This is a genomic window from Bradyrhizobium sp. 1(2017) (genome assembly GCF_011602485.2).
GTDB lineage: Bacteria > Pseudomonadota > Alphaproteobacteria > Rhizobiales > Xanthobacteraceae > Bradyrhizobium.
Genome location: NZ_CP050022.2, coordinates 3435362 through 3457563, shown reverse-complemented (window position 1 = coordinate 3457563; position 22202 = coordinate 3435362). Strand labels below are relative to the sequence as shown.

Genomic DNA, 22202 nt, shown 5'->3' with positions numbered 1-22202 from the left:
ACACGCGATCGCTTGCGGGCCTTTGCCCGGCCGCCTTCATCTTTTGGTAGATTTGGGAGCGATATATCGGAACGTCGCTAACCCTTATCGAGGATCCCATGGCGTTTTCCGGATTGGGCCTGCATCTCGGCAATCTCTCGCGCCTGTCGAACGCGCAGACGCGCTCGATCAGCCCCGAGAATTTCACCGGCGAGAAGGGCAAGGGCGGCATGTCGGTCGATGGCCCCGCCGCGCGTCAGGCCCGCGATCTCGGTCAGGGCTGGAAGGTGTCGCCCTATGTCGTCATCGAGCCCGGCACGACGTTCACGCTCGCCGACGTCGAAGGCCAGGGCGCGATCCAGCAGATCTGGATGACGCTGGCGCGCGGGCGCCTGCGCCATTCGATCCTGCGCGTCTACTGGGATGACCAAACGCTACCCAGCGTCGAATGCCCGGCCGGCGATTTCTTCGCCTGCGGATGGGAAGAATACGCGCAAGTGTCCTCGCTCGCGGTCTGCGTCAACCCTGGCCGCGCCTTCAACTGCTACTGGGAGATGCCGTTCCGCAAGCGCGCCCGCTTTACGCTGGAGAACCGCAGCGAGGAGCAGCTCACCGTCTACTACCAGATCAACTACACCCTGACCGACGTGCCGGAAGATTGCGCTTACTTCCATGCCCAGTTCAGGCGCACCAATCCGCTGCCTTACAAGGAGGTCTATACCATCCTCGACGGCATCGGCGGCGCCGGCCAATACGTCGGCACCTACATGGCCTGGGGCGTCAACAACAACGGCTGGTGGGGCGAAGGCGAGATCAAGTTCTACATCGACGGCGACGGCGCATTCCCGACCATCTGCGGCACCGGGACCGAGGACTATTTTTGCGGCGCCTACAATTTCGATCCTTACGTTGCCCATTCCGGCCAGGGCGAGACGAAGCAATCGCGCTACCAGGAATTCACCACGCCCTATGCCGGCCTGCCGCAGGTGATCCGGCCCGATGGCGTCTACAGGTCGCAACAGCGTTTCGGCCTGTACCGCTGGCACATTCCCGATCCCGTGCGCTTCCGTTCCGATCTGCGCGTGACGATCCAGGCATTGGGCTGGCTGCCGGGCGTCAAGGAGGCGAAATATCTTCCGTTACAGGACGACATCGCCTCGGTGGCGTTCTGGTACCAGACGCTGCCGACCGCACCCTTCCCGAAGCTTCCCGAACCGGATTATCTCGAGATCGGCTGATCCGGCCGACGTCCATCGATCAAGGAGACGAACGATGCTGTACCCGATGTCGCCAAAAGTCGTCGACCTCAAGCGCAGGCTCGAGAGCTTCATGGACCGGCACATCTATCCGAACGAGGAACGGTTCTATCGCGAGGCCGAAGAGCTTGGACCCTGGAAAGTCTACCCCGTCGTCGAGGAGCTGAAGCCGCTGGCGCGCGCCGAGGGGCTCTGGAATCTGTTCCTGCCCGAGAGCAATCACGGCGCGGGTCTTACCAATCTCGAATACGCCCCGCTCTGCGAGGTCATGGGCCGCTCGCACCTTGCGCCCGAAGTGTTCAATTGCTCGGCGCCAGACACCGGCAACATGGAGGTGCTCGAACGCTACGGCACCGAGAAGGACAAGGAGCGGTGGCTGAAGCCGCTGCTTGCGGGCGAAATCCGCTCCTGCTTCGCCATGACCGAGCCGGCGGTCGCCTCGTCCGACGCGACCAACATCGAAAGCTCGATCGTGCGCGACGGCGATCACTACGTGATCAACGGGCGCAAATGGTACACGACCAATGCGACCGACCCGCGCTGCAAGATCTGCATCTTCATGGGCAAGACCGATCCCGACAATCCGGACCGGCACAAGCAGCAATCCATGATCCTGGTGCCGATGGACACGCCGGGCATCGAAGTGAAACGCCCCCTGCCCGTGTTCGGCTTCTACGGCGTGCCCGACCGCGCCTCCGAAGTGGTCTTCGCCAACGTGCGGGTGCCCAAGGAGAACATGCTGCTTGGCGAAGGCCGCGGGTTCGAGATCGCGCAGGGGCGGCTTGGCCCCGGCCGTATCCATCACTGCATGCGGCTGATCGGGCTCGCCGAACGCACCTTGGAAAAGATGTGCCGCCGCGTCCGCAGCCGCGTTGCCTTCGGCAAGCCGGTCTCGGAGCAGACGGTGACGCAAGAGCGTATCGCGGAGGCACGCATCATGATCGAGCAGGCCAGGCTACTGACGCTCAATGCCGCCTACGCGATGGACACGGTCGGCAACAAGGTGGCGAAGGCCGAGATCGCGATGATCAAGGTCGCCGTACCCAACATGGCCTGCCAGATCATCGACTGGGCCATCCAGGCGCATGGCGGCGGTGGGACCTCGAACGATTTTGGTCTGACCCAGGCCTACGCCACCGCGCGGTTGCTACGACTGGCGGACGGGCCGGACGAGGTGCACAGGAACCAGATCGCGCGGTTCGAGCTGAAGAAATACTCGAACGCTTAGACTAGATGCTGGCCGAGAAGGATGGCGCCCTCCTCCCCTCATGTCCGCCGAAGCCTTGGCGGAGGCGGATGCGGGAGAAGGTGGCGCGAAGCGCCGGATGAGGGATATCTATCGGCACGACGCGCGCGGAAACATACCCTCGAGTGAGTATGTGTTACCAGCGGAACTGCCCTCTCCCTCAAGGGAGAGGGCGCAGCAACGCGCAGCGTGATCGCGCGCGTGCTTTCCTCAGTTCACCGCGTACACATCGGGATCGGCGCTCGAGCTCGGCTTCTTGAAGGCGTTGCGCAAGGCGGACGACATCGGGACATTGTAGTTGAGGCCGTTCGGCGGCGTCGGCGATTGCAGCCATTTCTTGTAGAGCACCTCGATCTCCGGGCTCGCATAGAGCTCCGCCGTGGCACGGTCGGCGAGCGCCTTGAATGGTGCATCCTCCCGCCGCAGCATGATGCCGTAAGGCTCGGGCTTGGAGAACGCCTCCTCGCTGATCATGTAAGCTTGCGGCTCCTTCGACCGCGCGATCGCGACTGCGAGCTGGACGTCGTCGAGCGCATAGGCCTGGGCGCGGTCGGTCTCCAGCAGCAGGAACGCCTCGGCCTGGTCCTTGGCCGGCATCACGTTGATGCCGAGATTACGTTCGGTGTTGACCTTGGCGAGCTGCGTCAGGTTGACCGAGCCTGCGACGGCGGTGACCGCCTTGCCCTTGAGATCGTCAATGGTGTTGATCTTGGCGGCCTTCTTCGCAGCAAATCGCGTCGCACTGAGAAAATGGGTATTGGTGAAGGCGACCTGCTTCTGGCGATCGGCATTGTTGGTGGTCGCCGAGCAATGCAGATCGAGCGTGCCGTTGACCATCAGCGGAATCCGGTTCGACGACGTCACCGCGAGGGTGTCGACGGCGATGTCGGACATGCCGAGCTGCTTCTTCACGGCCTCGACGATGCTGAGGCAGATGTCCATGGCGAAGCCAACCGGCTTCTGGTTGCCGTCGAGATAGCTGAACGGGACCGAGGCCTCCTGATAGCCGAGCGTGATCTTCTTGGTCTCCTTGATCTTCTGGAGCGTGCCCGAGAGGTCTTGGGCCGAAGCTGCGCTCGCAAGACATGTCAGGGCCAGGAGAACAGCAGGTAAACGCATCGGGGGCTCCTCGTGAACATCGGCTACGCCGCAGCGTCGCGTTGCGTTCATAGCCGACGGCTCCGACAACTGCCAGACGTGGCTCGGTCTATCAGCTATCGCGGTTCTATATGTACCGATGCGGGAGTGGATAGCGCACGGCCTCGTCAGGGTTGAACCCGCTGCAGCGCAGGCGCCTGTGGTCTGACAACCAGTCAGCACAAGTTTTCATGGCGGGCGCGCAATACCTTCGACTCGCGAGGCCGCCTGTCGTTTGCAATTTGATCCCGTATCGATTGCTATGCGGCCGCGCCAAAAAGAACCGGTTGCCGTAAGCGCAGTCGGGACAACAGGGATGGACGGCCGGGTGGCAAGTTCCGGAGAAACGCGACACGGCGCGGTCGACGTGCTGCGCGTCGAAAGACTGACCGTGCAGTATGGCGCGCTCGTCGCCCTCCGCGACGTCAGCTGGTCGGTCCGTGATAACGAGATCCTCGGCATCATCGGTCCGAATGGCGCCGGCAAGAGCAGCTGTTTTGCCGCCGTCACCAATGCCGTCACCCACGGCGGCAGCACTTTCCTCGACAACAGCGACGTGTCGGGACTCCGGACGTTCGATCTTGCGGCGCGCGGCTTGCGCCGTACATTCCAGCAGAATTCGTTCTTCGGCGAATTGACGGTCCTGCAGAACGCGATCTCGGCCATCTTCCGCGATTTCTCGACGGGTCTTGCGACGTCGCTCTTCGCCCCGTGGCGTGAGGCCACCACGCGCCGCGCAGCCGAGATCGCCGCCGCGCAGCTGCTCGACTTCTTCGGGATCGCCCGCCAGTACCACGACCAGCTTCCCGGCGACATCCCTTACGGCGTGCAGCGCCTGCTTTCCGTTGCCCTCGCCTATGGGACCGGTGCAAAGGTGCTCCTGCTTGATGAACCCGCCGCAGGACTCAGTGGTGGCGACATGAAGAAGCTGGCCGACGTCCTGATCGGACTACGCAAGCGCAACCTCGCGCTCGTCGTCATCGAGCATCATATGGACCTGATCATGTCGATTGCCGACCGCATCGTTATGATCGACCAGGGCGCGATGCTGGCAACGGGAACACCGGCCGACATCCAGCGTGATCCTCGCGTGCGTGAGGCCTATCTGGGGCGCGACGAATGACCGGCGTGCTCCAGAGCGATAATCTCTCTGTCCGCTACGCCGGCAATGTTGCCGTGTCAGGTGTCAGCATCGGCGTGCCCGCAGGGCGGATGGTTGGCCTCGTCGGCGCCAACGGCGCCGGCAAGACCACGCTGGTCAATGCGCTGGCCGGCTGGTCGCGTGGCCACGCCGTCGTGACCGGCGGCGTACAGCTTGAAGGACGCAGCCTCGACAGGCTTGCCGCTCATGAACGGGTGGCCCGCGGTCTCACGCTCGTCCCCGAGGGCAAAAACATCTTTGCTGAACTGACCGTCGATGAAAACCTGGCGCTGGTGCGACCGCCCGCGGACGCCACCGGCCGACATCTCTTCACCACTCCAGAGGTCTTCGAGTTCTTCCCTCGCCTCGCCGAACGCCGGTCGCACAAGGGCGCAGCGCTTTCCGGCGGCGAGCGCCAGATGCTTGCGGTAGGGCGTGCGCTGCTCGCGGGCCCGCGGGTGCTGATGCTGGATGAGCCCTCCGCAGGTCTCGCGCCCCGACTGATCACCGACCTGCTTTCCCGCATTCGCCAATTGGTCGATCGCGGCCTGCCAGTGCTGCTGGTCGAGCAGAACGTGAAGGCCGCCCTGAAGGTCGTCGACCATCTCTATCTGCTCGAACGCGGCAAGATCGTCGGCGAAGGCTCGGCCGACGTCATGGCTGCCGACCACCGCATCATCGAAGCCTATCTCGGCACCATCGCGGATGGAACGCCGTCATGAATGTCGCGCAGCAGATCATCAACGGCATCGTGCTCGGCTCCGGCTATGCCTGCATCGCGCTGGGCTGGACCATCCTGCTCGGTGTTGCGCGTCTGGTGAATTTCGCTCACGGTCAGCTCTACATGCTCGGCGCGTTCGTCACCTGGTACGCTATCACCAAGATGGGTCTTTCATACCCGCTCGCCATCCTCGTAGCCATCGTCGTACTCGGTATCATCGGTCTCCTCATGCAGGGCGCGATGATGCGCCTCGTCATGACGCAGAACCTGACCAGCCTGATGATCGTGACCCTCGGCCTCGGCTACGTCCTGCAGGGCGGCAGCGCGCTCATCTTCGGCGGTAATCCCCAGACGCTGCCCGGGACATTGGCACGCGCCAAAGTCGATATCGGCCCGCTCTGGTTCACCTGGCAGGACGTGCTGGTGCTGGTCGTCACGCTCCTGCTCTATTGTGCGGTCTGGCTCTTCACGCAGCGCACGCGGTTCGGCTCCGTCATCCGCGCCGTAGCCGAGGACCCGAAGCTTGCAGAGCTGTTCGGGATCAATGCAAAGTTCGTGTATCTCGGCGTCTTCGTGTTCGAATGCTCGGCGGTTGCGCTCGGCGCTGCGCTGGTTGCGCCTCGCTCGCCAATCCTGACCAGCATGGGCTTCAACGAGGTCATCATGACCTTTGTCGTGGTCGTAGTTGGCGGTATCGGCTCGATCGGCGGCGCGCTCGCGGCCGGCCTCGGGCTTGGCCTGTTCACCGCCTTCTTTGGCGCGTTCGTATCGCCGGCCTACACGACGGCCGCGGCCTTTGCGCTGCTACTGGCATTGCTGGTGATCCGTCCCGCGGGACTTGCGACCAAATGACCGCGATCGACGCTCCGCAACCCGCCCCAATCCCGCTCTTGCGCTTGGCAACGATCGCAGCGCTCGTCGTAATCGGCTTCTTCCTGCCGCGCCTGCTCGGCGGCACGCCAATCGCCTATTCGACACTCACCACAATCGCGATTTTCGCGGTGATGTGCTACGGCGCCGACATCGTCCTGTCTTATCTTGGCGAGGTCAGCCTCGGGCACACGGTGTTCTGGGCGATTGGCGGTTATGCGGCCGCGAACCTCTCGGCCAAATACGGTCTGAACGGCTGGCTGACTGCGGCCGCGACGATCGCGCTGTGCGTTGCCGCAGCGGCCTTTCTCGGTGCCGTCACCCTGCGCACCCGCGAATTCGTCTTCTCACTCGTGACCTATGCGGCCGCCGTTGTCGCCTACGAGATCGCCTTCAACTGGGACGCGGTTGGCGGCTCCGACGGCGTCGTCGGTATTCCTCCGCTGAAGCTGCCATTGCTGATCACCAACTTCTCCGGAGCGATGCAAGAGGATCTTTGGCCGATTGCTTTCGCCCTCCTTCTTGTGACGCTGGCCTTCATCGCCCGGTTCCGCCGCTCGCGCCTCGGCACCGCCGCACTCATGGTGCAGATGAACCCGGCGCTCGCCGCCAGCCTCGGCGTCGATCCGCGCCGGATCAGGCTTGCCGTGTTCGTGATCTCAGCACCGATCACCGGCCTGGCCGGCTGGCTTTACGCCTATCAGCGCGCCTATGTCGGCCCCGACATGTTCGAATCGTACTTTTTGGTCATGATGCTGACGGCCATCGTGCTGGTCGGGCGCCGCATCCTGCTCGGCCCTCTGATCGGCACCGCCTTGCTGATCGCGCAGCAGAACCTGCTCTCGCTCGGCGGCGACTGGAACAAGATCGTTCTGGGAACGGTGCTCGCGCTGGTCTTGATCTTCTGGCCCGCCGGGCTCGTAGGATTGTACCGCCGTATCACCAAGAAAACGTGAAACACATGGGGAGGACGCGCATGCACAAGACGAAACTGGCTCTCGCGCTGCTGCTAGGGCTCGCATCCGCGCCGGCGACGGCGCAGGACATCAAGGTCGGCACCATCTTTCCGCTCAGCGGCGGCGCCGGCCCCGACGGTCAGACCGTGACCAACGCCGTCAAGCTGATGGTCCAGCAGATCAACGACAAGGGCGGGCTGCTCGGCCGCAAGCTGACGGTGATTTCAAAAGACGACGAAAGCACGCCCGCGGTCGGCGTCAGCCGCGCCAACGAGATGATCGCCGAAAAGGCCGACGTCGTGATCGAAGGCTGGAATTCGCCTGTCACGCTCGCGATGCAGCCGATCCTCGCCCGCGGCGGCATTCTGGATATCACCGCCGTCTCGAAATCAGAATTGGTCCTCAGCGGCGAGACCAATCCTTACGCGATACGCATCAACAGCTCGAACGGCTTTGATGCTGAGGTGATCGCCAAATATGTCGTCCAGACCATGAAAGCGAAGAAGGTCGCCTTTCTCACTCAGAACGACGTCTACGGCAACGGTTTTCAGACCGCGGTCGAGGCCGAGTTCAAGAAGCTGAACTTTTCAGGCCAGGTCGTCATGACCGAAAAGTTCGCGTTCAAGGACACCGATTTCCGCGTCCAGCTCACCAATCTGAAGGGCGCCGACGCAGACGTCATCATCGTCACCAACTCGTCCAACTCGTCGGGCCTGCCCGCGATGGTGGACCAGTATCGTCAGGCCGGCATCAAATCGACCTTCGTCGGTGCGGTCGGCATCATGCTCAGCACGGTGTTCAAGGTCGCGGGCGACGCCAACAACGGCGTGATCTCTGCCGACATCTTCTTCCCGGATTTGCCGCCGTTCACGACGCAGCCCGAAAGCACCTCGTTCGTCGCCGCCTACACGAAAGCCTATGGTGCCCCACCCGACAAGAGCGCCGCGCTCGGTGCGGCGGCTGTGCAGGTTTGGGCGCAGGCGGTCGAGTCGACAAAATCGCTCGATCGCAAGGCCGTGGCGGAGGCGATCCGCGGCAAGCCCGTGAAGGGCACCGTATTCGGCGATGTCCAATTCCTGCCGAACGGCCAGATGCAGCCGCGCTACGTCGTGTTCAAGGTGGTCGACGGCAAGAATGCCAAGCTAGAGGCATTGCAATAACGGGGGCTACGTCCGAGCTTTTGGAAGCGCCCGCCTGATCGCCGGGCGGGCGCTTTCTTTGGCCCAGGCCCTATTCGCAGTTGAGCTGCTGCTCGAACCAGCCGCCCAGCCGCTCCGACAACGGCGGCCACATCCGCCGGAAGCCGTCGAGCTTGCCGACATTGGCGCGGTACATGGCCCGCAACTCCTGTTCGATCGCGGGGAGGTCGACGCCCGCACAGACCCCTTCCCTCGCGATCGTCTTGCCGGCAACGACGACCTCCTTCACCAGCAATGCGTTGCCGCGCGCGAACAGGAGCGCCATGGGATCAACCGGCATGATCCGGTCGCGATCGAGCCGGTCGAGATCGATCACGGCGTAGTCGGCGGGATTGCCGACGGCGAGCTCTCCGCTCCCGGGCGCGCCGGTTGCGCGGCGCCCGTTGCGGATGGCAAGCGCGAACATTTCGGCGGGCGTCCAACTCGGCTTGAAGCCGAGGCCGCCATGGACCATCTGCACCAGCCGCATTTCGCGCAGGATGTCGTCGTCCTCATCCAGCGCCAGGCCATCGACGCCCACCGCGATGGCGCAGCCGCATTGGTGTGCGGCGGCAATCGGCGCGAGACCCGAGCGCAGATGCATGTTCGAGCTGAAATTGGTCACGATGCGCGCTCCCGAGGCCGCGATCATCTCCAGCTCATCCGGTCTGGCGTGGATGCAGTGCGCGAGCGTCAGCCGCCCCGAGAGGAAACCGATGTCGCGCAGCCAGCGCACCATGTCCGGAAAGTTTTGGTCGGCCCAGGCCCGCTGATACACGGTCTCCAACAGATGCATGTGGATGCGGCGGCCGGTCCGTGCGGAGTTCTCCGCCACCGCCTCCAGCAGTGGCTTCGAGCACCATTGCACGCCGGCAGGCCCGAGCTGAACGTCGACCATCGGGCCGGCGATGGCGGCCGCAATGGCGTCCGTGAGCTCAATGTACGCGTCTGGCGACATCGGCGCGCGGACGAAGAGATCCTCGATGGTGTTGCGGTCGTCCCGCGAGAGTCCCGAGAGTACCGGCTCGGCGTCACCATAGACGATCGGATTCTGGTCGCGCACGGCCAGCGCAAAGGCGATGCGGATACCGACGTCGGAGGCGGCTTTCGCGACGGCCTTGGCTTCATCAACCAGGGGCATCGTGCCGCTCGGGCGGGTGTAGTGCACCATCATGGCCGCGCAGCCGGCCTTTGCGGACCGAGCCAGAGCGGAGGCTGCGGTCAGGTACGGATCGACCGGCGTGCCGAGCGCGGTCCGCAGGATCCAGCTTTCCAGGGGCATGCCGACCGCACCGAAGGACGACGCGGTGGCGCGGGCATGGTCATGGGCGTTGACGAAGGCCGGAATGACGAGGGAGCGCGGCCCCGGCCCCGCTCCTTCGGCGATCCCGGTGATGACGCCGCCGTCGTGCCGCAGCACGACGTTGTCGCTGACGCCGCGATCAAGGCCACGGAACAGGCTGGTTGCCGAAACTTCCGTGGCCATGAGCGTCTCCCTGGGATCAGTTGGCAGTATATACCAGCTCCCGCTCCGCGCGCGACGGCAGGAATTCGCGCGAAAACACTTCCGCCGGCGTCGGCGCGCGGGTCAGCTGGTAACCCTCGACCACGATGCCGATGGCGCGCGCCATGCGATCGTCCTTGATGTCGCCGATGCCGATCTCCTTCATCTCGGGCGAGACGATCAGTTTCTCAAAGGAATATTGCAGCCGCCGCTTCTCGACATCCGCGTTGATGAGGTTGTCGTAGTTCACCGCCGCCTTCATGCCGGCATTCTGGTCCTTGGCGACCGCGATCGCACCCTTGTTGATGGCACGCACCAGTCCTGCGACGACTTTCGGGTTCGAGGCGATCAGCTTGCGCGAAACCATCACGCCGTTCGAGTAGAGATCGAGGCCGTACTCACCGAACGAGAACCATTTGAAGTCTTTGTCCGGGTCCTGGCGGTTGAGCACCAGGTTGAAGTAGCTGGTGATGTTGAAGACCAGGGCTCCATCGATATCGCCCTTGATCAGCATCGGCTCCTGCAGGTTCGGAGCCATGTTGGAGATCTTGATCTTCTCGCCGTCGAGACCGTTCTTGCGCGTGAACACCGGCAGCAGGCGCGTCGTCGGCGTGCCCTGCGCGCCGCCGAGAGTATGGCCTTCGAAATCCTTGATGGTGTTGATGCCGCTGGTCTTCTTCGCGACGATCGCGAACGGCGGCTGATTCCACATCATGTAGACCATGACGGGCGCATCCTGCGGCTTGGCCGAGGCGTTCTGGATGATGGCGTTGACGTCGCCGAAACCGGCGTCATAGGCGCCGGACATGATGCGCGTGACGGTGGCGCCGGAGCCCTCGCCCTGGTCGATGACGACGTTGAGGCCTTCCTCTTTGAAATAGCCGTGGTCCTTGGCGTAGAAGAACGCGGCATCGCTGCCTTGTGTCTTCCAACCGAGCGTGAACTTGATCGTGGTGTCCTGGGCCAGGGCCGCGCCCGTGGTCAGGGCCAATCCCACGAGCGTGACAGCGACTTTTCTCAACATCGAGACCTCCTCAGCTTCGTTGCGTGATGGTTGTTCAATTCGGTCAGGTGGCGATCACGTCGTTCTTGCGCGTCGCCCAGCCGGTGACGCGGCCTTCGATCAGCGAGAACGCGGCGTAGAGCGCGACGCCAAGGCCGGCGAGCACGAACAGTCCGGCGAAGACCAGCGGCACGTTGAAATTGGAGGATGCGGTCATCATGACGTTACCGATGCCACGGTTGGAAGCGACGGTTTCCGACAGCACGGCGCCGACGAAGGCATAGGAGATCGCGACCTTCAGGGACGCGAAGAAGAACGGCATGGTGCGAGGCAGGCCGACATTCCAGAGGATGTCGAACTTGCTGGCGCCAAGCGCCTTCAGCACGTCCTCGAGCTCGGGCTCGGTGGTGGCAAGGCCCGTCGCGATATTGACGACGATCGGGAAGAAGCAGATCGACAGCGCGGTCAGCACCGCCGGCACCGTGCCCGAGCCGAACCACAGCACGAAGATCGGCACCACGGCGACCTTGGGGATCGATGAGAAGCCGATCAGCAGCGGATAACAGGTGTCATAGGCGGTCCTGGACACGCCGATGATCGCGCCAAGAGCCACGCCGAGGGCCACACCAAGGACGAACCCGAACATCGTCGTCGCGAGCGTCTGCACGATATGCGGCCACAGCACCGGAAAGCGCTGGACCAGCGTCACGAAGACCTGCGACGGCCGCGGCAGCACCAGGTCGGACATGCCCGTCATCAGGCAGAACAGCTCCCAGGCGACGAAGAACAGCACGATCAAGCCCGCCGACCACGCCTTCTGCCTGACATCGATCCCGAACATCAGCCTGCTCCCTGCTGGGCCGCGGTGCGCGCGTCCTCGATGAAGGCGCGCAGTTTCTGGTTCAGCGCGACGAATTCCGGCTCGAAGGTCATGGCCACCGTGCGCGGGCGCGCGAACTCGACCCGGCTGTCGTCGAGAATGCGGCCGGGGCGCGCGCTCATGACGCAGATGCGGCTGGCGAGGAACCCGGCCTCGCGTAGATCGTGCGTGACCAGCAGCACCGTCGGCTTATGCCTGATCCAGAGGGTCTGCAGGATCGACCACAGCTCTTCGCGCGTGAACTGATCGAGCGCGCCGAAGGGCTCGTCCAGCAACAGCATGCGCGGCTCGTGGATCAACGCACGGCAGAGATTGGCGCGCTGAAGCATGCCGCCGGAGAGCTGCCAGGGATAGCGGCTGCCAAATCCCTTGAGGCCAACCTGCTCCAGCAGCGCATTGGCCCTCTCGCGAAACTCGGTCTTGCGCAGCCGGCGGAAGTTCGAGCGGAATGGTTCGACGATCTTCAGCGGCAGCATGATGTTCCGCTCGATCGTCATCCACGGCAGCATGGTCGGATTCTGAAACGCCATGCCGACCCGCATCGCCCGCGCGGCCACCTCGCGGCCCCCGACGATGACGACGCCGCCGGTCGGGTGCACCAGGCCGCTGACGAGACGCAGAATGGTCGATTTGCCGCATCCTGATGGGCCGACCAATGCGACAAACTCGCCATCGGCGATCTTGAGCGTGGTCTTCGACAGGGCGGGCACGGCGCGGTCGCCGCGCCCGAAGGTCACGGAGGCATCCGACAGCTCGATGGCGGTCGCGACGGAGCCTTGGGCAACGGCTTGGCCGTCGAAATGGGTGTTGGGTTGCATGCGCATCACGACAAAAGTGCATGCAAGCGGGATGCCAAAGCCCAATTCCCGCGAAATCAAATGCTTGGCAAAGCAAGCGCCTAGGCAGACGGATTCGATTTAGGCAGTTCAACCGCCGAACTGCATGCAATTGGAGCGCCGGACTGCCGCGAGACTGTGCTAGGGAGAGCTATCGACCACTCCAAGGATTCGCCGATGGCGGCGCGCCCCACCAGCAAGACTTCAGAATCGTCGGACAAGGTCAGCATGATCTGTCGTGCCTTGCGACGCGCGATCATCGAGCAGGCGCTCGAGCCCGGCGCGAAGCTGCCGGAGGATGCGCTCGGTGACCGCTTTGGCGTCAGCCGCACCATTGCCCGCCACGCGCTCGGACAGCTGGCCGCTGAAGGCCTGGTTGAGCTCCGCCGCAACCGCATCGCGGTGGTGGCGACGCCGAGCTGGCAGGAGGCGCGCGATGCCTTCGACATCCGGATCCAGCTCGAAGGCCTCGTCGTGCGCCAGCTCGCCGGCAAGCTGACCAAGAGCCAGATCGCCGAGCTGAACGCCCATGTCGACGCCGAGGACCGGTCGCGCGGCAGCACCGATGCGGTCTCGATCCGGCTCGCCACCGAATTCCACATCCTGCTCGCGCATATGACGAACAGCCCGGTCCTGGTGCGCTACGTCAGCGAGGTCGCCTATCGCTGCTGCCTGACTCTGTCGCTCTACAGCCGGCCGCATTCCACCGAATGCGCGATCAACGAGCACCGTGCCATCATCTTGGCGCTCGCCAAGGGCGACGAGGCCAAGGTGATGGAATTGATGCATCATCACCTGGATTCCGTGGCCAATCGCGCGCTGGTGGCCCCTGCTCCGCAGCGCGGCCGCGACCTGCTCGATATCCTCGCGCCCTACGCGGATGAAGCAACGAGCGACCGCGTCGTCAAGCTGCCGAAGGTGGCACGCAGGCGTTAGGCCTCGATCCCGCGCTGGACCAGGATCCGCTCGGCACTGTCGTTCCAGACGTCCATCTTCACGATCTGACCGCCTCGGACAACGAAACGATCGACATAGCGGTTGCCCTCGAAGGGCGTGCCGTCCATCCACTCGCCGTAGAGCGTGCCGACGCTGTAGACGACGGTCTCGTCTGCGCCCGGGCAGACGTCGAACCTATCCATCTTCTTCTTGACCCAGCGATAGCGCTTCGCATTGAAGCCGGTCGGCCCGCGCGGATGATCGAATTCGCGCCCGCCGGTGAACGTGATCACCGTCCCCGGCTTCATATAGGCCGAAGCGGCGTCAGGATCCGGTATCATCGAGGCCGTGAGATAGGCTTCAACGATCTCGGCGTCGGTCATCGGGCGTTCGGCTTTTGCGAGGGTGGACATCGGGAATTCTCCGGGACATCGATATTCTACAATCATCGCCCAAAACTGTATGCACATTTTTTGGACAATTCAGTGTCGAGATTGCACACAATCTGGAGCTGCCCGCTTCCGCAGCTTCCGCTAAGCTCCAATGCCTGATCCTGATGCCATGACCAGCCAGACCGCCCTCGACCTGATCTTCCGTAACGCGCTGCTCCGATCATCCGCCGGATCCGTCGATATCGGCGTGAAGGGCGGCCGGATTGCCGCGATCGAGCCGCGGCTCGCTTGCGAAGCGATCGAGGTCGATCTCGGCGGCCACCTCGCCTTGCCCGGCTTCGTCGACACCCACATCCATCTCGACAAGGCCTGCCTCCTCGGCCGCTGCGGGCATGACCACGGCAGCGTCTCGGATGCCATCCGCGCCGTTGCCGGGATGAAGCGCGATTTCACGGTCGAGGACGTCTATGCCCGCGGCGCCCGGGTGCTCGAACGTGCGATCGTGCACGGCACGACGCGCATGCGCACCCATGTCGAGATCGATCCGCGCATCGGCTTGCGCGGCTTCGAGGCGGTCAGGGCGTTGAAGCGCGACTATGCCTGGGCGATCGACCTGTCGCTCTGCGTCTTCCCGCAGGAAGGCCTGACCAACGACCCCGGCACCGAAGACCTGCTGGTCGAGGCGCTGCGTGACGGCGGCGAGGTGATCGGCGGCTGTCCCTATATGGACACCGATCCGCCCGCCCATCTCGAACGCATCTTCGATCTTGCGCAGGAATTCGACGTCGACGTCGACCTTCACCTCGACTTCGACCTCGACCCCTCGTGGTGGCATCTCGACGAAGTCTGCCGGCAGACCGAGCGGCGCAACTATGGGGGACGCGTGGCGATCGGCCACGCCACCAAGCTCTCGGCGCTGCCGCCCGAACGAATGAAGGCCGCCACCGCGCAACTGGCAAGATCAGGCGTTGCCGTCACCGTGCTGCCGGCAACCGATCTCTATCTGATGGGCCGGGAAGCCACCCACAATGCGCCGCGCGGACTGACGCTCGCCCACAAGCTCGCCGGCGACGGCGTGTTGTGCTCGGTTGCCACCAACAACGTGCTCAACCCGTTCACGCCGTTCGGGGACGCTTCGCTGCTGCGGATGGCGAACTTCTACGCCAATGTCGCGCACGCCTCGGTCAGCGATTTCGACACCTGCCTCGATCTCGTGACCGAACTGCCGGCACGCCTGATGAACCTTGCCGATTACGGGATCAAGGTCGGCAATCCCGCCGATCTCATCGTGCTCGACACCCAGGACAGCCGCTTCGCCGTGGCGGAACTGCCTGATGTCGTGATGGGCTTCAAGGCCGGCCGGCAGACGTTCGAGCGGCAGCGGCCCAGCCTGCTCCGCCCCGGACGCTGAGCGGCCCTCACCTCCCGCATCTTGCGGCACAGCCATCGCTTGCACGACTATCACCGCAATCAATCAACGGAGGAACCGCAATGACCTTCGACACAATTTTCCTGAACGCGCGTTTCGACGGCGGGTCTCGTCATCACATCGCGGTCAAGGACGGCCGCATTGCGGCGATCATGCCTGCGGACCAACGGCCTACCGGCACCGAGACGATCGACCTCGGCAATGCCCTCGTCGTCCCCGGCTTCGTCGAGGGCCATATCCATCTCGACACCAGCTTCTATGGCGATGCCTGGCGTCCGCACAAGCCTTGCACTGACGGCTTCGACGTACATGAGCGCGTCGCTTTCCAGGCGCAGAACATGGCTGAGGCAGCGCCGATGGACGTGCGGGCGCGCAACCAGCTCGACCTCTGCATCGGACACGGCACCACGCAGATGCGCAGCCATGTCATGGTGGACGGCTCGGTCGGCCTCAAATCGCTCGAGACGATCTTGCGCGTGCGCGAGGAATACCGGAGCCTGATCGACATCCAGCTCGTCGCCTTTCCCCAGAGCGGCATTTTGGCAAGCCCGGGCACGCCGCAATTGCTCGACGAAGCCATCGGGCTCGGCGCCGACCTCGTCGGCGGGCTCGATCCCGCCAGCTTCGACCGCGACGTTGAGAAACATCTCGACGTCGTGTTCGGCGTCGCCAACAAGCATGGCGTCGACGTCGACATTCACCTGCACGACATGGGCACGCTGGGCGCCTTCGAGATCGAGCAGATCGCGGCGCGCACGCGTGTGCTTGGCATGGAAGGGCGTGTCGCAATCAGCCACGCTTACGGGCTCGGCGACATCACGACAGACCAACTCAAGAAGATTGGTGAAGTTCTCGCCCGCTCCGGCGTCGCGATCATGACCAACGCGCCGGGTGCGCGGCCGTTTCCGCCGATCCTTGCCCTGCGCAACGCCGGCGTCACCGTCTTCAGCGGCAACGACAACATTCGCGACTCCTGGTGGCCCTATGGCGATGGCGACATGCTGCGCCGGGCGGCGACGCTCGGCTATCGCTCAGGCTTCAACGTCGACGAAGAGCTGCGCGTCGCCTTTGATGTCGTCACCGAAGCCGGCGCCAAGGCGTTGCGGCTCGAAGGCTACGGTCTGCAAGTCGGCGCCAAAGCCGACTTCGTGACCCTACAGGCGGAACATGTTCCCGAGGCCGTGGTCGGAGTGCCGCAGGGGCGATCGGTCTACAAGGGAAGCAGGCTTGTCGCATCGAGCGGTAGGATCATGGGGAAGCGGGGCTGATTGCAGCGCGGATTCCGTTCCATGTTACCGCCAGATATTCCAAAATTCCGAACCCGGTAGATTAACGGATAGCAGAACGGCGCGGATTCCCGATAGTTAGGCGCATTGCAAGTCCCGCGGTGCCGGTCATGGGAGACCTGCGCTGAAGTCTGCATTCAACGGGGAAGCATCGATATGTTCAGCGCATTCAGCAGCATCGATTATCATTCCATCCGGGCCGCAACGCCGACGGAGTCCGCGGTGAAGCGGCTCGACGGGATCGGCCACGTTCTCTCGGATCTCGATATCTCGGGGATCCAGACCCAGGACGACGTCAACCGGACGCTCTGGACGCTCGACGCCGCCAACAAATGCGTTCGCGCGGTGCTGGCCGAATTCCGCACCCAGCCGGGCACCGAGCAACTCGCCCGCAAGTCCAGGTATCTGATCGACTTGATCGAACGCGCACGCGACGAGGTCGTGAGCTTTCAGGTCCGCGACACGGTCTTGAGCTGATTATTTTGCGCGATTGATCTTCGACAGGATGCGGTCCGCCTCGGTGCGCCAATCGGCGCCGCGGGCGAACTCCCTGGTGCCCCGGGCGCCGAACAGCCCTTCATCGGCGAGATCTGCCACCCAGGCCTGCCGTTCGGCCGTGCCTTGAGCGGACCACGGCGTCAGCCCCGCCTCGCGCACGGTCTCGGCGACCTCCCGCACCTCCTCCGCGCGGCGGCGGCCGTGCTCGATCACGCGCTGGAAGAAATAGGCGCCCTGCTTCTCCCAATCGATCGCGGGAAAGGTTTCCGCGAGTGAGGCCAGCACGGCATCCTCGACACCATAGGCACGCGCCGTGGTGAAGCTTTCGATGACCATGGCCTCGAGGCCCTTGATCATGATGCTGCGGCACATCTTCACCGCGGCGGACACGCCGAGCTTGTCGCTGGCGACCTTCGCCGCAAAGCCGATCGCGTTCAGAAGCGGCTCGAGCTCTCGCGCGCCCGGACCGCCGAGCAGCAACGGTACCTTGATGCGATAAGGCGGCACCGAGGTCATCACCGCACCCTCGACATAACGGCCGGCAGCGCCGTCGATCAACGCGGCAGCGCGCTGCTTGGCGCCCGGCGAGGCCGAATTGAAATCCAGAAACCAGGTGCCCTGGTTGATCGCGGCCGCGCAGGCTCTTGCCACCGGAACAGCCTGCCTTGCCGTGACGGCGGAGATGACGAAATCGGACTTCGTGGTCAGCTCGGCGTGAGACGCCGCGAGCGCAACGCCGAATTTCGCAGCATGCTCCTTCAGCGAACCGCCCTGCTCGCCTCCAAGCTTGATGTCGTAAGCGGCGACCTTGATGTCTTGCTGGCGCAGATCCTCAGCAAGGATCCGGCCGACCTCGCCATAGCCAACCAGACCGATCTGCCACCGCTTCGGATCCGCCATCAGTTCAATCCTCGTGTCGTCTCGTCGAAGAGCTCTTCGACCGCGTAGCGCCGCGGGATCAGCGCCTGCTGGAACGCGTAGTCGACGATCAGCTCCAACGGCTTCCGGTTCGCCTCGATCCCGAACGGAACGAGGTCGGGCGTTGCCGCAGGTCCGGCCTGTGCCTTGTTCTGCTTGAGGAGATCATAGACGCCTGCGACCACGTCGGGGCGCGATTTCGCCAACTGCTCGGTCACGACGACGAGATGATTGACCGGCACGACCGCGCGCCGCGCGTACCATTTGGCGGCCTCCGTGGCCGGATCGGGGAAGAGCGGCTTCAGCTTGGGATCATCAGAGGTCTCGCCCAGGACGGCATCGAGCTCGCCATCGAGCAGCATCTGCAGGACCTTCTTGTCCTTCGGCGCCCGCTCGGTGGTGTCGACATATTCGGCGACGTGCGGATCCTCGAAGGTGACCCAGCGGATCTTGTCGAGATTGACGCCGTAATCATTGGCGAGAATGCCCCTGATCCATGCCCCGGTCGTGGTCGTGAAGGAGCGGATGCCGACGCGCTTGCCTTCGAGATCGGACGGCTCGAGCGTCCCCTTCGCGGGATTGTACAGCGCATAAGAATGCTGGAAGCGGCCGAGCATGGTCGCAGGCAGCAGCACCAGCGGCTTGCCGTGCGCCTTCGCCATCAGATAGGTCACGATCGCCATCTCGCAGACGTCGAAGGCCTGCTCGCGCACCATCGGCTTGAACGCCGTGTTGGTCGGCGTGTACGCGATGAAGTCGAGGTCGAAGCGATTGGAGCGGAGCTCGCCGCTCTTCACCGCCATGACATGAGGGTGACTGCTGAGCACGGCCTTCAGCTTGAGACGATCCATCCGCCCGCTCCGCTTCGTTTCTCTTCAGACGTCCTCGGGGTTGTCGACATAGACCAGCCCAGCCTTCGCCAGAGCCTCGCGCATGCTGTACATGTCGAGGCCGAGCTCGCCGGAGGCGAGCCGCGCGCGCTTGCCGCCCTCGTCCGCATTGCGCTTTTTTGCCTTCTCGGCGACGTCTGCAGCATGCCGCTTCGGCACGAGGACGACGCCGTCGTCATCGGCGACGACGATGTCGCCCGGATCGACGTTGACACCGGCGCAGACCACAGGAACGTTGACCGAGCCGAGCGTGGCCTTCACCGTGCCCTTGGCCGAAACCGCGCGCGACCACACCGGAAACTTCATCTCATGGAGCGCTTTGACGTCGCGGCAACCGGCATCGATGATCAGTCCCTGCACGCCGCGCGCCCTAAGCGAGGTCGCGAGCAATTCGCCGAACATGCCGTCGGTGTTGTCGGTGGTGCAACCGACCACGAGGATGTCGCCCTTCCTGCATTGCTCGACCGCGACATGGATCATCCAGTTGTCGCCGGGCTGCGCCAGCACGGTGACGGCGGGCCCGGCAATCGACGCGCCCGGCCATACGGGGCGCAAATACGGCTTCATCAGGCCGATGCGGCCATAGGCCTCGTGCACGGTCGAGACGCCGTATTCCGCCATGCCGGCGGGATCGGCACGCTTGATGTTGCGAACGACGACCGGCTTCATGCGAGCTCCTCCGCGACGGTCGGAAACAGACGCTGATAGGCCTCGCCATAGGTCATGGGCACGCCGGTGTTACGGCTGCCCTGGATGCCACGATTGAGCGCGACGCGCTCGTAATAGCCCCACAGGTGCTTCTGCGCGGCCAATATCTGGAACGCCTCGTACTTCTCCTTCCAGACCTCGTCGATCTTGAGCAGCAGGTCCGGCTTGTAGTTGCACTGTTCCGGCTGGTGCGGCTCGAACAGGAATACGGGCGGCGCCGAATATTTGTACTGGGCGCCGGGCTTGTGGCCCATCGCCTGCGCGACCACGCGCGTCTCCTGCGCGAAATGCGCGGCGTTCGGGTGGTCGAAATTATAGGGGTCTTCCAGCGCGTGCGTCAGCACGAAGCTCGGATTGAGCTCGCGATAGATGTCGACCATGCGGTCGAAATGCGCCTCGGTGAGCTTCAACGGATAGTCGCCGCAATCGAAGAACTCGATCTCGGCGCCGAGCAGCTTTGCGGCCCGCTCGGCCTCGTCCTTGCGGCCGGCCTTGACCGACTCCAGCGTCGCGCCCTTTTCCTTCCAGGCGAACTGGCTTTCGCCACGCTCGCCGAAGGACAGGCAGACGATCTTCATGCGATAGCCCTTCTTCGCATGCAGGGCGATGGCGCCGCCGGCGCGCCAGACGAAATCGCCGGGATGGGCTGTGATCACGAGACCTGTCTTCATAGATTACTCCCTTCGTTCGTATGCATTGGCCGGCGTCCCCTGCGGCTCCCCGGCAAGGGACGCCGCTACGCTTCGAACCCGAACAAGCGCGCAGGATTGTCGACCAGAATCTTCTGCTGGAGCTCCGGCTCCGGCGCAAACAGCGGAATCAGGTCGACGAGGTCGCCATCATTCGGCATCACCTTGACGTTGGGATGCGGCCAGTCGGTGCCCCAGATGACGCGATCCGCCGCCGTCTCGACGATCTTGCGCGCGAACGGCACAGCGTCAGTGAACGGCGGACCGATCGAGGACACCCGCTCCGAGCCGCAGATCTTGACCCAGCATTTCTCGTCGCGCTGCATGAGCTCGATCAAGATCCTGAACGAGAGCTGGTCGAGCCCCTCGGACGCCTTCACCCGGCCCATATGGTCGATGGTGTAGCTGAGCGGCATCTTCGACAGCATGTCGGCATATTCGGGCAGGTCGATCGCGTCGAAATGCAGGTCGATGTGCCAGCCGAGCGGCGCGACCATCGCGATGACGCGGTCGAACACGCCCTTGTCGGGAACACCGCCGAGATGGCGGACGAAATTGAAGCGGCAGCCGCAGAAGCCGCCCTCGTGCAGCACGCGAAGCCCGCGCTCGGTGATGGTGTCGTCGATGTTGGCGACCGCGCGGTAGGCGCCATTGCTCTGCGCAATGGCATCCAGCGCCACTGTGTTGTCTATCCCGTGCACGCTGGCATTGACAATGACGGCACGTTCGACGCCGAGCCTGGCATGCAGCGCGCGGAAATCCTCCAGCGGCGCATCCGGCGGCGTGTAGGAGCGGTCGCGCGCGTAAGGGTATTTCGCCCCCGGCCCGAAGATGTGGCAGTGCGCGTCACAGGACCGCTCCGGCAGCTTGAATTTCGGCGTGCGCGTATTCGGATCGGGCGGCGGAATGGTCGGCGTGTATATCATCGTCATCAGGTGAACCGCCGAAGCGAGACCGCTTGCTTTAATACTTGTTGCTGACGGCCGGCCGCCGCCGCGCCGGCGTGGCTTGATCCAGCGCGGGCGCCTGAAACGCGGCCACCGTGGCCTGCACCAGCTGCTCGATGGCGTTGGCGGCGTCGCCGCCATCGGCCTCGCCGCGCGACAGGCGCGACACGCGCTCGGGCGTCACGAGCGAATAATAGAGCGCGCCGAGCAGGAAGTGGCTGCGCCAGACGATGTCGGTGCGTGGGATATGCGGCAGGCTTTCGTGGATCGCATCGATGAAGGCGTGGCTGGTATCATCGAAAGTCTGCGCGATGATCTTTCGCGCGACCTCGTTGCCTTCCGCTGACATCACCGCGCGCAGGCGCGTGAAGCGCGCCCCGCCGCCGGCAAGATCGCTGCCCGAGGTGAAGGCCGGCACCACATAGGCCCGCACCACGGCTTCCAGCCGGTCCTGGAGATCGCGGACCCGCCTCGCCGCCGCGAGCAATTCGGAGCGACGCAAATTCATCGGCGCGCAATGGCGCCGGTAGATCTCCAGCAGAAGGCCGTCCTTGGTCTTGAAATGATAGGTCACGCTGCCGGGATTGGCGCCGGCCGCGTGCGCAATGTCGCGCACCGAGACGGCATTGAACCCGTTGGTGGCGAACAATTCCTCGGCCGCAGCGAGGATCGCCTCGCGCATGTTCGGCTTGCGGGCCGTTTCCTTGCTGGTGGGCTTGCGTACCATGTGATTTGTACTATCGTACAAAAGATCAGGTCTCGTCAACAAGAACCACGGGCAGCGTCCTGGAACGGCCTGGAG

At 64.0% G+C, this 22202-nt stretch carries 23 protein-coding genes; 11 read left to right on the top strand and 12 right to left on the bottom strand.

Annotated features, from left to right (window positions below):
• Positions 1-98 precede the first annotated feature (98 nt).
• Positions 99-1217 carry a glycoside hydrolase family 172 protein gene (locus HAP40_RS16060; protein WP_166816897.1) on the top strand — a complete coding sequence of 373 codons (1119 nt, stop codon included), beginning with the start codon at positions 99-101 and terminating at the stop codon, positions 1215-1217.
• 34 nt (positions 1218-1251) lie between these two features.
• A complete protein-coding gene (locus HAP40_RS16055; RefSeq protein WP_166816898.1) occupies positions 1252-2463 on the top strand; it encodes an acyl-CoA dehydrogenase family protein in 1212 nt (403 codons plus the stop codon).
• Between the two features lie 228 nt (positions 2464-2691).
• Here the strand turns inward: HAP40_RS16055 and HAP40_RS16050 are convergent, their stop codons facing one another.
• On the bottom strand, positions 2692-3600 hold the full coding sequence (locus HAP40_RS16050; protein ID WP_166816899.1) for an amino acid ABC transporter substrate-binding protein: 909 nt from the start codon (positions 3598-3600) through the stop codon (positions 2692-2694).
• Positions 3601-3934: 334 nt separating this feature from the next.
• On the opposite strand from HAP40_RS16050, the gene HAP40_RS16045 reads away from it, so the two are divergent.
• The 5 genes from HAP40_RS16045 to HAP40_RS16025 are packed head-to-tail and all read left to right on the top strand — an operon-like array spanning position 3935 to position 8466.
• Positions 3935-4741 carry an ABC transporter ATP-binding protein gene (locus tag HAP40_RS16045; RefSeq protein WP_166816900.1) on the top strand — a complete coding sequence of 269 codons (807 nt, stop codon included), beginning with the start codon at positions 3935-3937 and terminating at the stop codon, positions 4739-4741.
• Positions 4738-5481 carry an ABC transporter ATP-binding protein gene (locus HAP40_RS16040; protein ID WP_166816901.1) on the top strand — a complete coding sequence of 248 codons (744 nt, stop codon included), beginning with the start codon at positions 4738-4740 and terminating at the stop codon, positions 5479-5481. Before HAP40_RS16045 ends, HAP40_RS16040 begins: the two co-directional genes overlap by 4 nt.
• Positions 5478-6332, top strand: coding sequence for a branched-chain amino acid ABC transporter permease (locus HAP40_RS16035; protein ID WP_166816902.1), 855 nt, complete (start codon positions 5478-5480; stop codon positions 6330-6332). Before HAP40_RS16040 ends, HAP40_RS16035 begins: the two co-directional genes overlap by 4 nt.
• Positions 6329-7306: a branched-chain amino acid ABC transporter permease gene (locus HAP40_RS16030; protein ID WP_166816903.1), complete on the top strand. Its 978-nt coding sequence runs from the start codon at positions 6329-6331 to the stop codon at positions 7304-7306. The genes HAP40_RS16035 and HAP40_RS16030 overlap by 4 nt, the downstream gene beginning before the upstream one ends.
• 20 nt (positions 7307-7326) lie before the next feature.
• Positions 7327-8466: an ABC transporter substrate-binding protein gene (locus HAP40_RS16025; RefSeq protein ID WP_166816904.1), complete on the top strand. Its 1140-nt coding sequence runs from the start codon at positions 7327-7329 to the stop codon at positions 8464-8466.
• Positions 8467-8536: 70 nt separating this feature from the next.
• Here HAP40_RS16025 and HAP40_RS16020 read toward each other — a convergent pair whose 3' ends face one another.
• The 4 genes from HAP40_RS16020 to HAP40_RS16005 are packed head-to-tail and all read right to left on the bottom strand — an operon-like array spanning position 8537 to position 12695.
• Positions 8537-9970, bottom strand: coding sequence for an amidohydrolase family protein (locus tag HAP40_RS16020; RefSeq protein ID WP_166816905.1), 1434 nt, complete (start codon positions 9968-9970; stop codon positions 8537-8539).
• A gap of 16 nt (positions 9971-9986) precedes the next feature.
• Positions 9987-11012: an ABC transporter substrate-binding protein gene (locus HAP40_RS16015; RefSeq protein ID WP_166816906.1), complete on the bottom strand. Its 1026-nt coding sequence runs from the start codon at positions 11010-11012 to the stop codon at positions 9987-9989.
• A gap of 43 nt (positions 11013-11055) precedes the next feature.
• The gene (locus HAP40_RS16010) at positions 11056-11832 is read right to left on the bottom strand and encodes an ABC transporter permease (protein ID WP_166816907.1); all 777 of its coding nucleotides are present in this window, start codon (positions 11830-11832) and stop codon (positions 11056-11058) included.
• On the bottom strand, positions 11832-12695 hold the full coding sequence (locus HAP40_RS16005; protein WP_414645385.1) for an ABC transporter ATP-binding protein: 864 nt from the start codon (positions 12693-12695) through the stop codon (positions 11832-11834). Before HAP40_RS16005 ends, HAP40_RS16010 begins: the two co-directional genes overlap by 1 nt.
• 189 nt (positions 12696-12884) lie before the next feature.
• Between HAP40_RS16005 and HAP40_RS16000 the strand changes: the two genes are divergently transcribed.
• Positions 12885-13643: a GntR family transcriptional regulator gene (locus HAP40_RS16000; protein WP_166816909.1), complete on the top strand. Its 759-nt coding sequence runs from the start codon at positions 12885-12887 to the stop codon at positions 13641-13643.
• Here HAP40_RS16000 and HAP40_RS15995 read toward each other — a convergent pair.
• Positions 13640-14056 carry a nuclear transport factor 2 family protein gene (locus tag HAP40_RS15995; protein WP_166816910.1) on the bottom strand — a complete coding sequence of 139 codons (417 nt, stop codon included), beginning with the start codon at positions 14054-14056 and terminating at the stop codon, positions 13640-13642. The genes HAP40_RS16000 and HAP40_RS15995 overlap by 4 nt on opposite strands.
• 148 nt (positions 14057-14204) lie before the next feature.
• On the opposite strand from HAP40_RS15995, the gene HAP40_RS15990 reads away from it, so the two are divergent.
• The 3 genes from HAP40_RS15990 to HAP40_RS15980 all read left to right on the top strand — a co-directional run bounded on the left by HAP40_RS15990 (position 14205) and on the right by HAP40_RS15980 (position 17227).
• The gene (locus HAP40_RS15990) at positions 14205-15446 is read left to right on the top strand and encodes an amidohydrolase family protein (protein ID WP_166816911.1); all 1242 of its coding nucleotides are present in this window, start codon (positions 14205-14207) and stop codon (positions 15444-15446) included.
• Positions 15447-15526: 80 nt separating this feature from the next.
• The gene (locus HAP40_RS15985; protein ID WP_166816912.1) at positions 15527-16732 is read left to right on the top strand and encodes an amidohydrolase family protein; all 1206 of its coding nucleotides are present in this window, start codon (positions 15527-15529) and stop codon (positions 16730-16732) included.
• Between the two features lie 174 nt (positions 16733-16906).
• Complete coding sequence (locus HAP40_RS15980; protein ID WP_166816913.1) at positions 16907-17227, top strand: hypothetical protein; 321 nt, start codon at positions 16907-16909, stop codon at positions 17225-17227.
• Here the strand turns inward: HAP40_RS15980 and HAP40_RS15975 are convergent, their stop codons facing one another.
• The 6 genes from HAP40_RS15975 to HAP40_RS15950 all read right to left on the bottom strand — a co-directional run bounded on the left by HAP40_RS15975 (position 17228) and on the right by HAP40_RS15950 (position 22127).
• Positions 17228-18148, bottom strand: a complete 921-nt coding sequence (locus tag HAP40_RS15975) for an NAD(P)-dependent oxidoreductase (protein ID WP_414645384.1) — start codon at positions 18146-18148, stop codon at positions 17228-17230.
• A complete protein-coding gene (locus tag HAP40_RS15970) occupies positions 18148-19017 on the bottom strand; it encodes an ABC transporter substrate-binding protein (protein WP_166816914.1) in 870 nt (289 codons plus the stop codon). Before HAP40_RS15970 ends, HAP40_RS15975 begins: the two co-directional genes overlap by 1 nt.
• A gap of 24 nt (positions 19018-19041) precedes the next feature.
• Complete coding sequence (locus tag HAP40_RS15965) at positions 19042-19725, bottom strand: 4-carboxy-4-hydroxy-2-oxoadipate aldolase/oxaloacetate decarboxylase (RefSeq protein WP_166816915.1); 684 nt, start codon at positions 19723-19725, stop codon at positions 19042-19044.
• Positions 19722-20435 carry a PIG-L deacetylase family protein gene (locus HAP40_RS15960; RefSeq protein ID WP_008552603.1) on the bottom strand — a complete coding sequence of 238 codons (714 nt, stop codon included), beginning with the start codon at positions 20433-20435 and terminating at the stop codon, positions 19722-19724. Before HAP40_RS15960 ends, HAP40_RS15965 begins: the two co-directional genes overlap by 4 nt.
• 65 nt (positions 20436-20500) lie before the next feature.
• Positions 20501-21385 carry an amidohydrolase family protein gene (locus HAP40_RS15955; protein ID WP_166816916.1) on the bottom strand — a complete coding sequence of 295 codons (885 nt, stop codon included), beginning with the start codon at positions 21383-21385 and terminating at the stop codon, positions 20501-20503.
• Positions 21386-21416: 31 nt separating this feature from the next.
• The gene (locus HAP40_RS15950) at positions 21417-22127 is read right to left on the bottom strand and encodes a TetR/AcrR family transcriptional regulator (protein WP_166816917.1); all 711 of its coding nucleotides are present in this window, start codon (positions 22125-22127) and stop codon (positions 21417-21419) included.
• Between the last annotated feature and the right edge of the window lie 75 nt (positions 22128-22202).

Coding starts and splice junctions, on each gene's coding strand:
- HAP40_RS16060 (WP_166816897.1), top strand. CDS start 99: ATGGCGTTTTCCGGATTGGGCCTGCATCTCGGCAATCTCTCGCGCCTG.
- HAP40_RS16055 (WP_166816898.1), top strand. CDS start 1,252: ATGCTGTACCCGATGTCGCCAAAAGTCGTCGACCTCAAGCGCAGGCTC.
- HAP40_RS16050 (WP_166816899.1), bottom strand. CDS start 3,600: ATGCGTTTACCTGCTGTTCTCCTGGCCCTGACATGTCTTGCGAGCGCA.
- HAP40_RS16045 (WP_166816900.1), top strand. CDS start 3,935: ATGGACGGCCGGGTGGCAAGTTCCGGAGAAACGCGACACGGCGCGGTC.
- HAP40_RS16040 (WP_166816901.1), top strand. CDS start 4,738: ATGACCGGCGTGCTCCAGAGCGATAATCTCTCTGTCCGCTACGCCGGC.
- HAP40_RS16035 (WP_166816902.1), top strand. CDS start 5,478: ATGAATGTCGCGCAGCAGATCATCAACGGCATCGTGCTCGGCTCCGGC.
- HAP40_RS16030 (WP_166816903.1), top strand. CDS start 6,329: ATGACCGCGATCGACGCTCCGCAACCCGCCCCAATCCCGCTCTTGCGC.
- HAP40_RS16025 (WP_166816904.1), top strand. CDS start 7,327: ATGCACAAGACGAAACTGGCTCTCGCGCTGCTGCTAGGGCTCGCATCC.
- HAP40_RS16020 (WP_166816905.1), bottom strand. CDS start 9,970: ATGGCCACGGAAGTTTCGGCAACCAGCCTGTTCCGTGGCCTTGATCGC.
- HAP40_RS16015 (WP_166816906.1), bottom strand. CDS start 11,012: ATGTTGAGAAAAGTCGCTGTCACGCTCGTGGGATTGGCCCTGACCACG.
- HAP40_RS16010 (WP_166816907.1), bottom strand. CDS start 11,832: ATGTTCGGGATCGATGTCAGGCAGAAGGCGTGGTCGGCGGGCTTGATC.
- HAP40_RS16005 (WP_414645385.1), bottom strand. CDS start 12,695: ATGCGCATGCAACCCAACACCCATTTCGACGGCCAAGCCGTTGCCCAA.
- HAP40_RS16000 (WP_166816909.1), top strand. CDS start 12,885: ATGGCGGCGCGCCCCACCAGCAAGACTTCAGAATCGTCGGACAAGGTC.
- HAP40_RS15995 (WP_166816910.1), bottom strand. CDS start 14,056: ATGTCCACCCTCGCAAAAGCCGAACGCCCGATGACCGACGCCGAGATC.
- HAP40_RS15990 (WP_166816911.1), top strand. CDS start 14,205: ATGACCAGCCAGACCGCCCTCGACCTGATCTTCCGTAACGCGCTGCTC.
- HAP40_RS15985 (WP_166816912.1), top strand. CDS start 15,527: ATGACCTTCGACACAATTTTCCTGAACGCGCGTTTCGACGGCGGGTCT.
- HAP40_RS15980 (WP_166816913.1), top strand. CDS start 16,907: ATGTTCAGCGCATTCAGCAGCATCGATTATCATTCCATCCGGGCCGCA.
- HAP40_RS15975 (WP_414645384.1), bottom strand. CDS start 18,148: ATGGCGGATCCGAAGCGGTGGCAGATCGGTCTGGTTGGCTATGGCGAG.
- HAP40_RS15970 (WP_166816914.1), bottom strand. CDS start 19,017: ATGGATCGTCTCAAGCTGAAGGCCGTGCTCAGCAGTCACCCTCATGTC.
- HAP40_RS15965 (WP_166816915.1), bottom strand. CDS start 19,725: ATGAAGCCGGTCGTCGTTCGCAACATCAAGCGTGCCGATCCCGCCGGC.
- HAP40_RS15960 (WP_008552603.1), bottom strand. CDS start 20,435: ATGAAGACAGGTCTCGTGATCACAGCCCATCCCGGCGATTTCGTCTGG.
- HAP40_RS15955 (WP_166816916.1), bottom strand. CDS start 21,385: ATGACGATGATATACACGCCGACCATTCCGCCGCCCGATCCGAATACG.
- HAP40_RS15950 (WP_166816917.1), bottom strand. CDS start 22,127: ATGGTACGCAAGCCCACCAGCAAGGAAACGGCCCGCAAGCCGAACATG.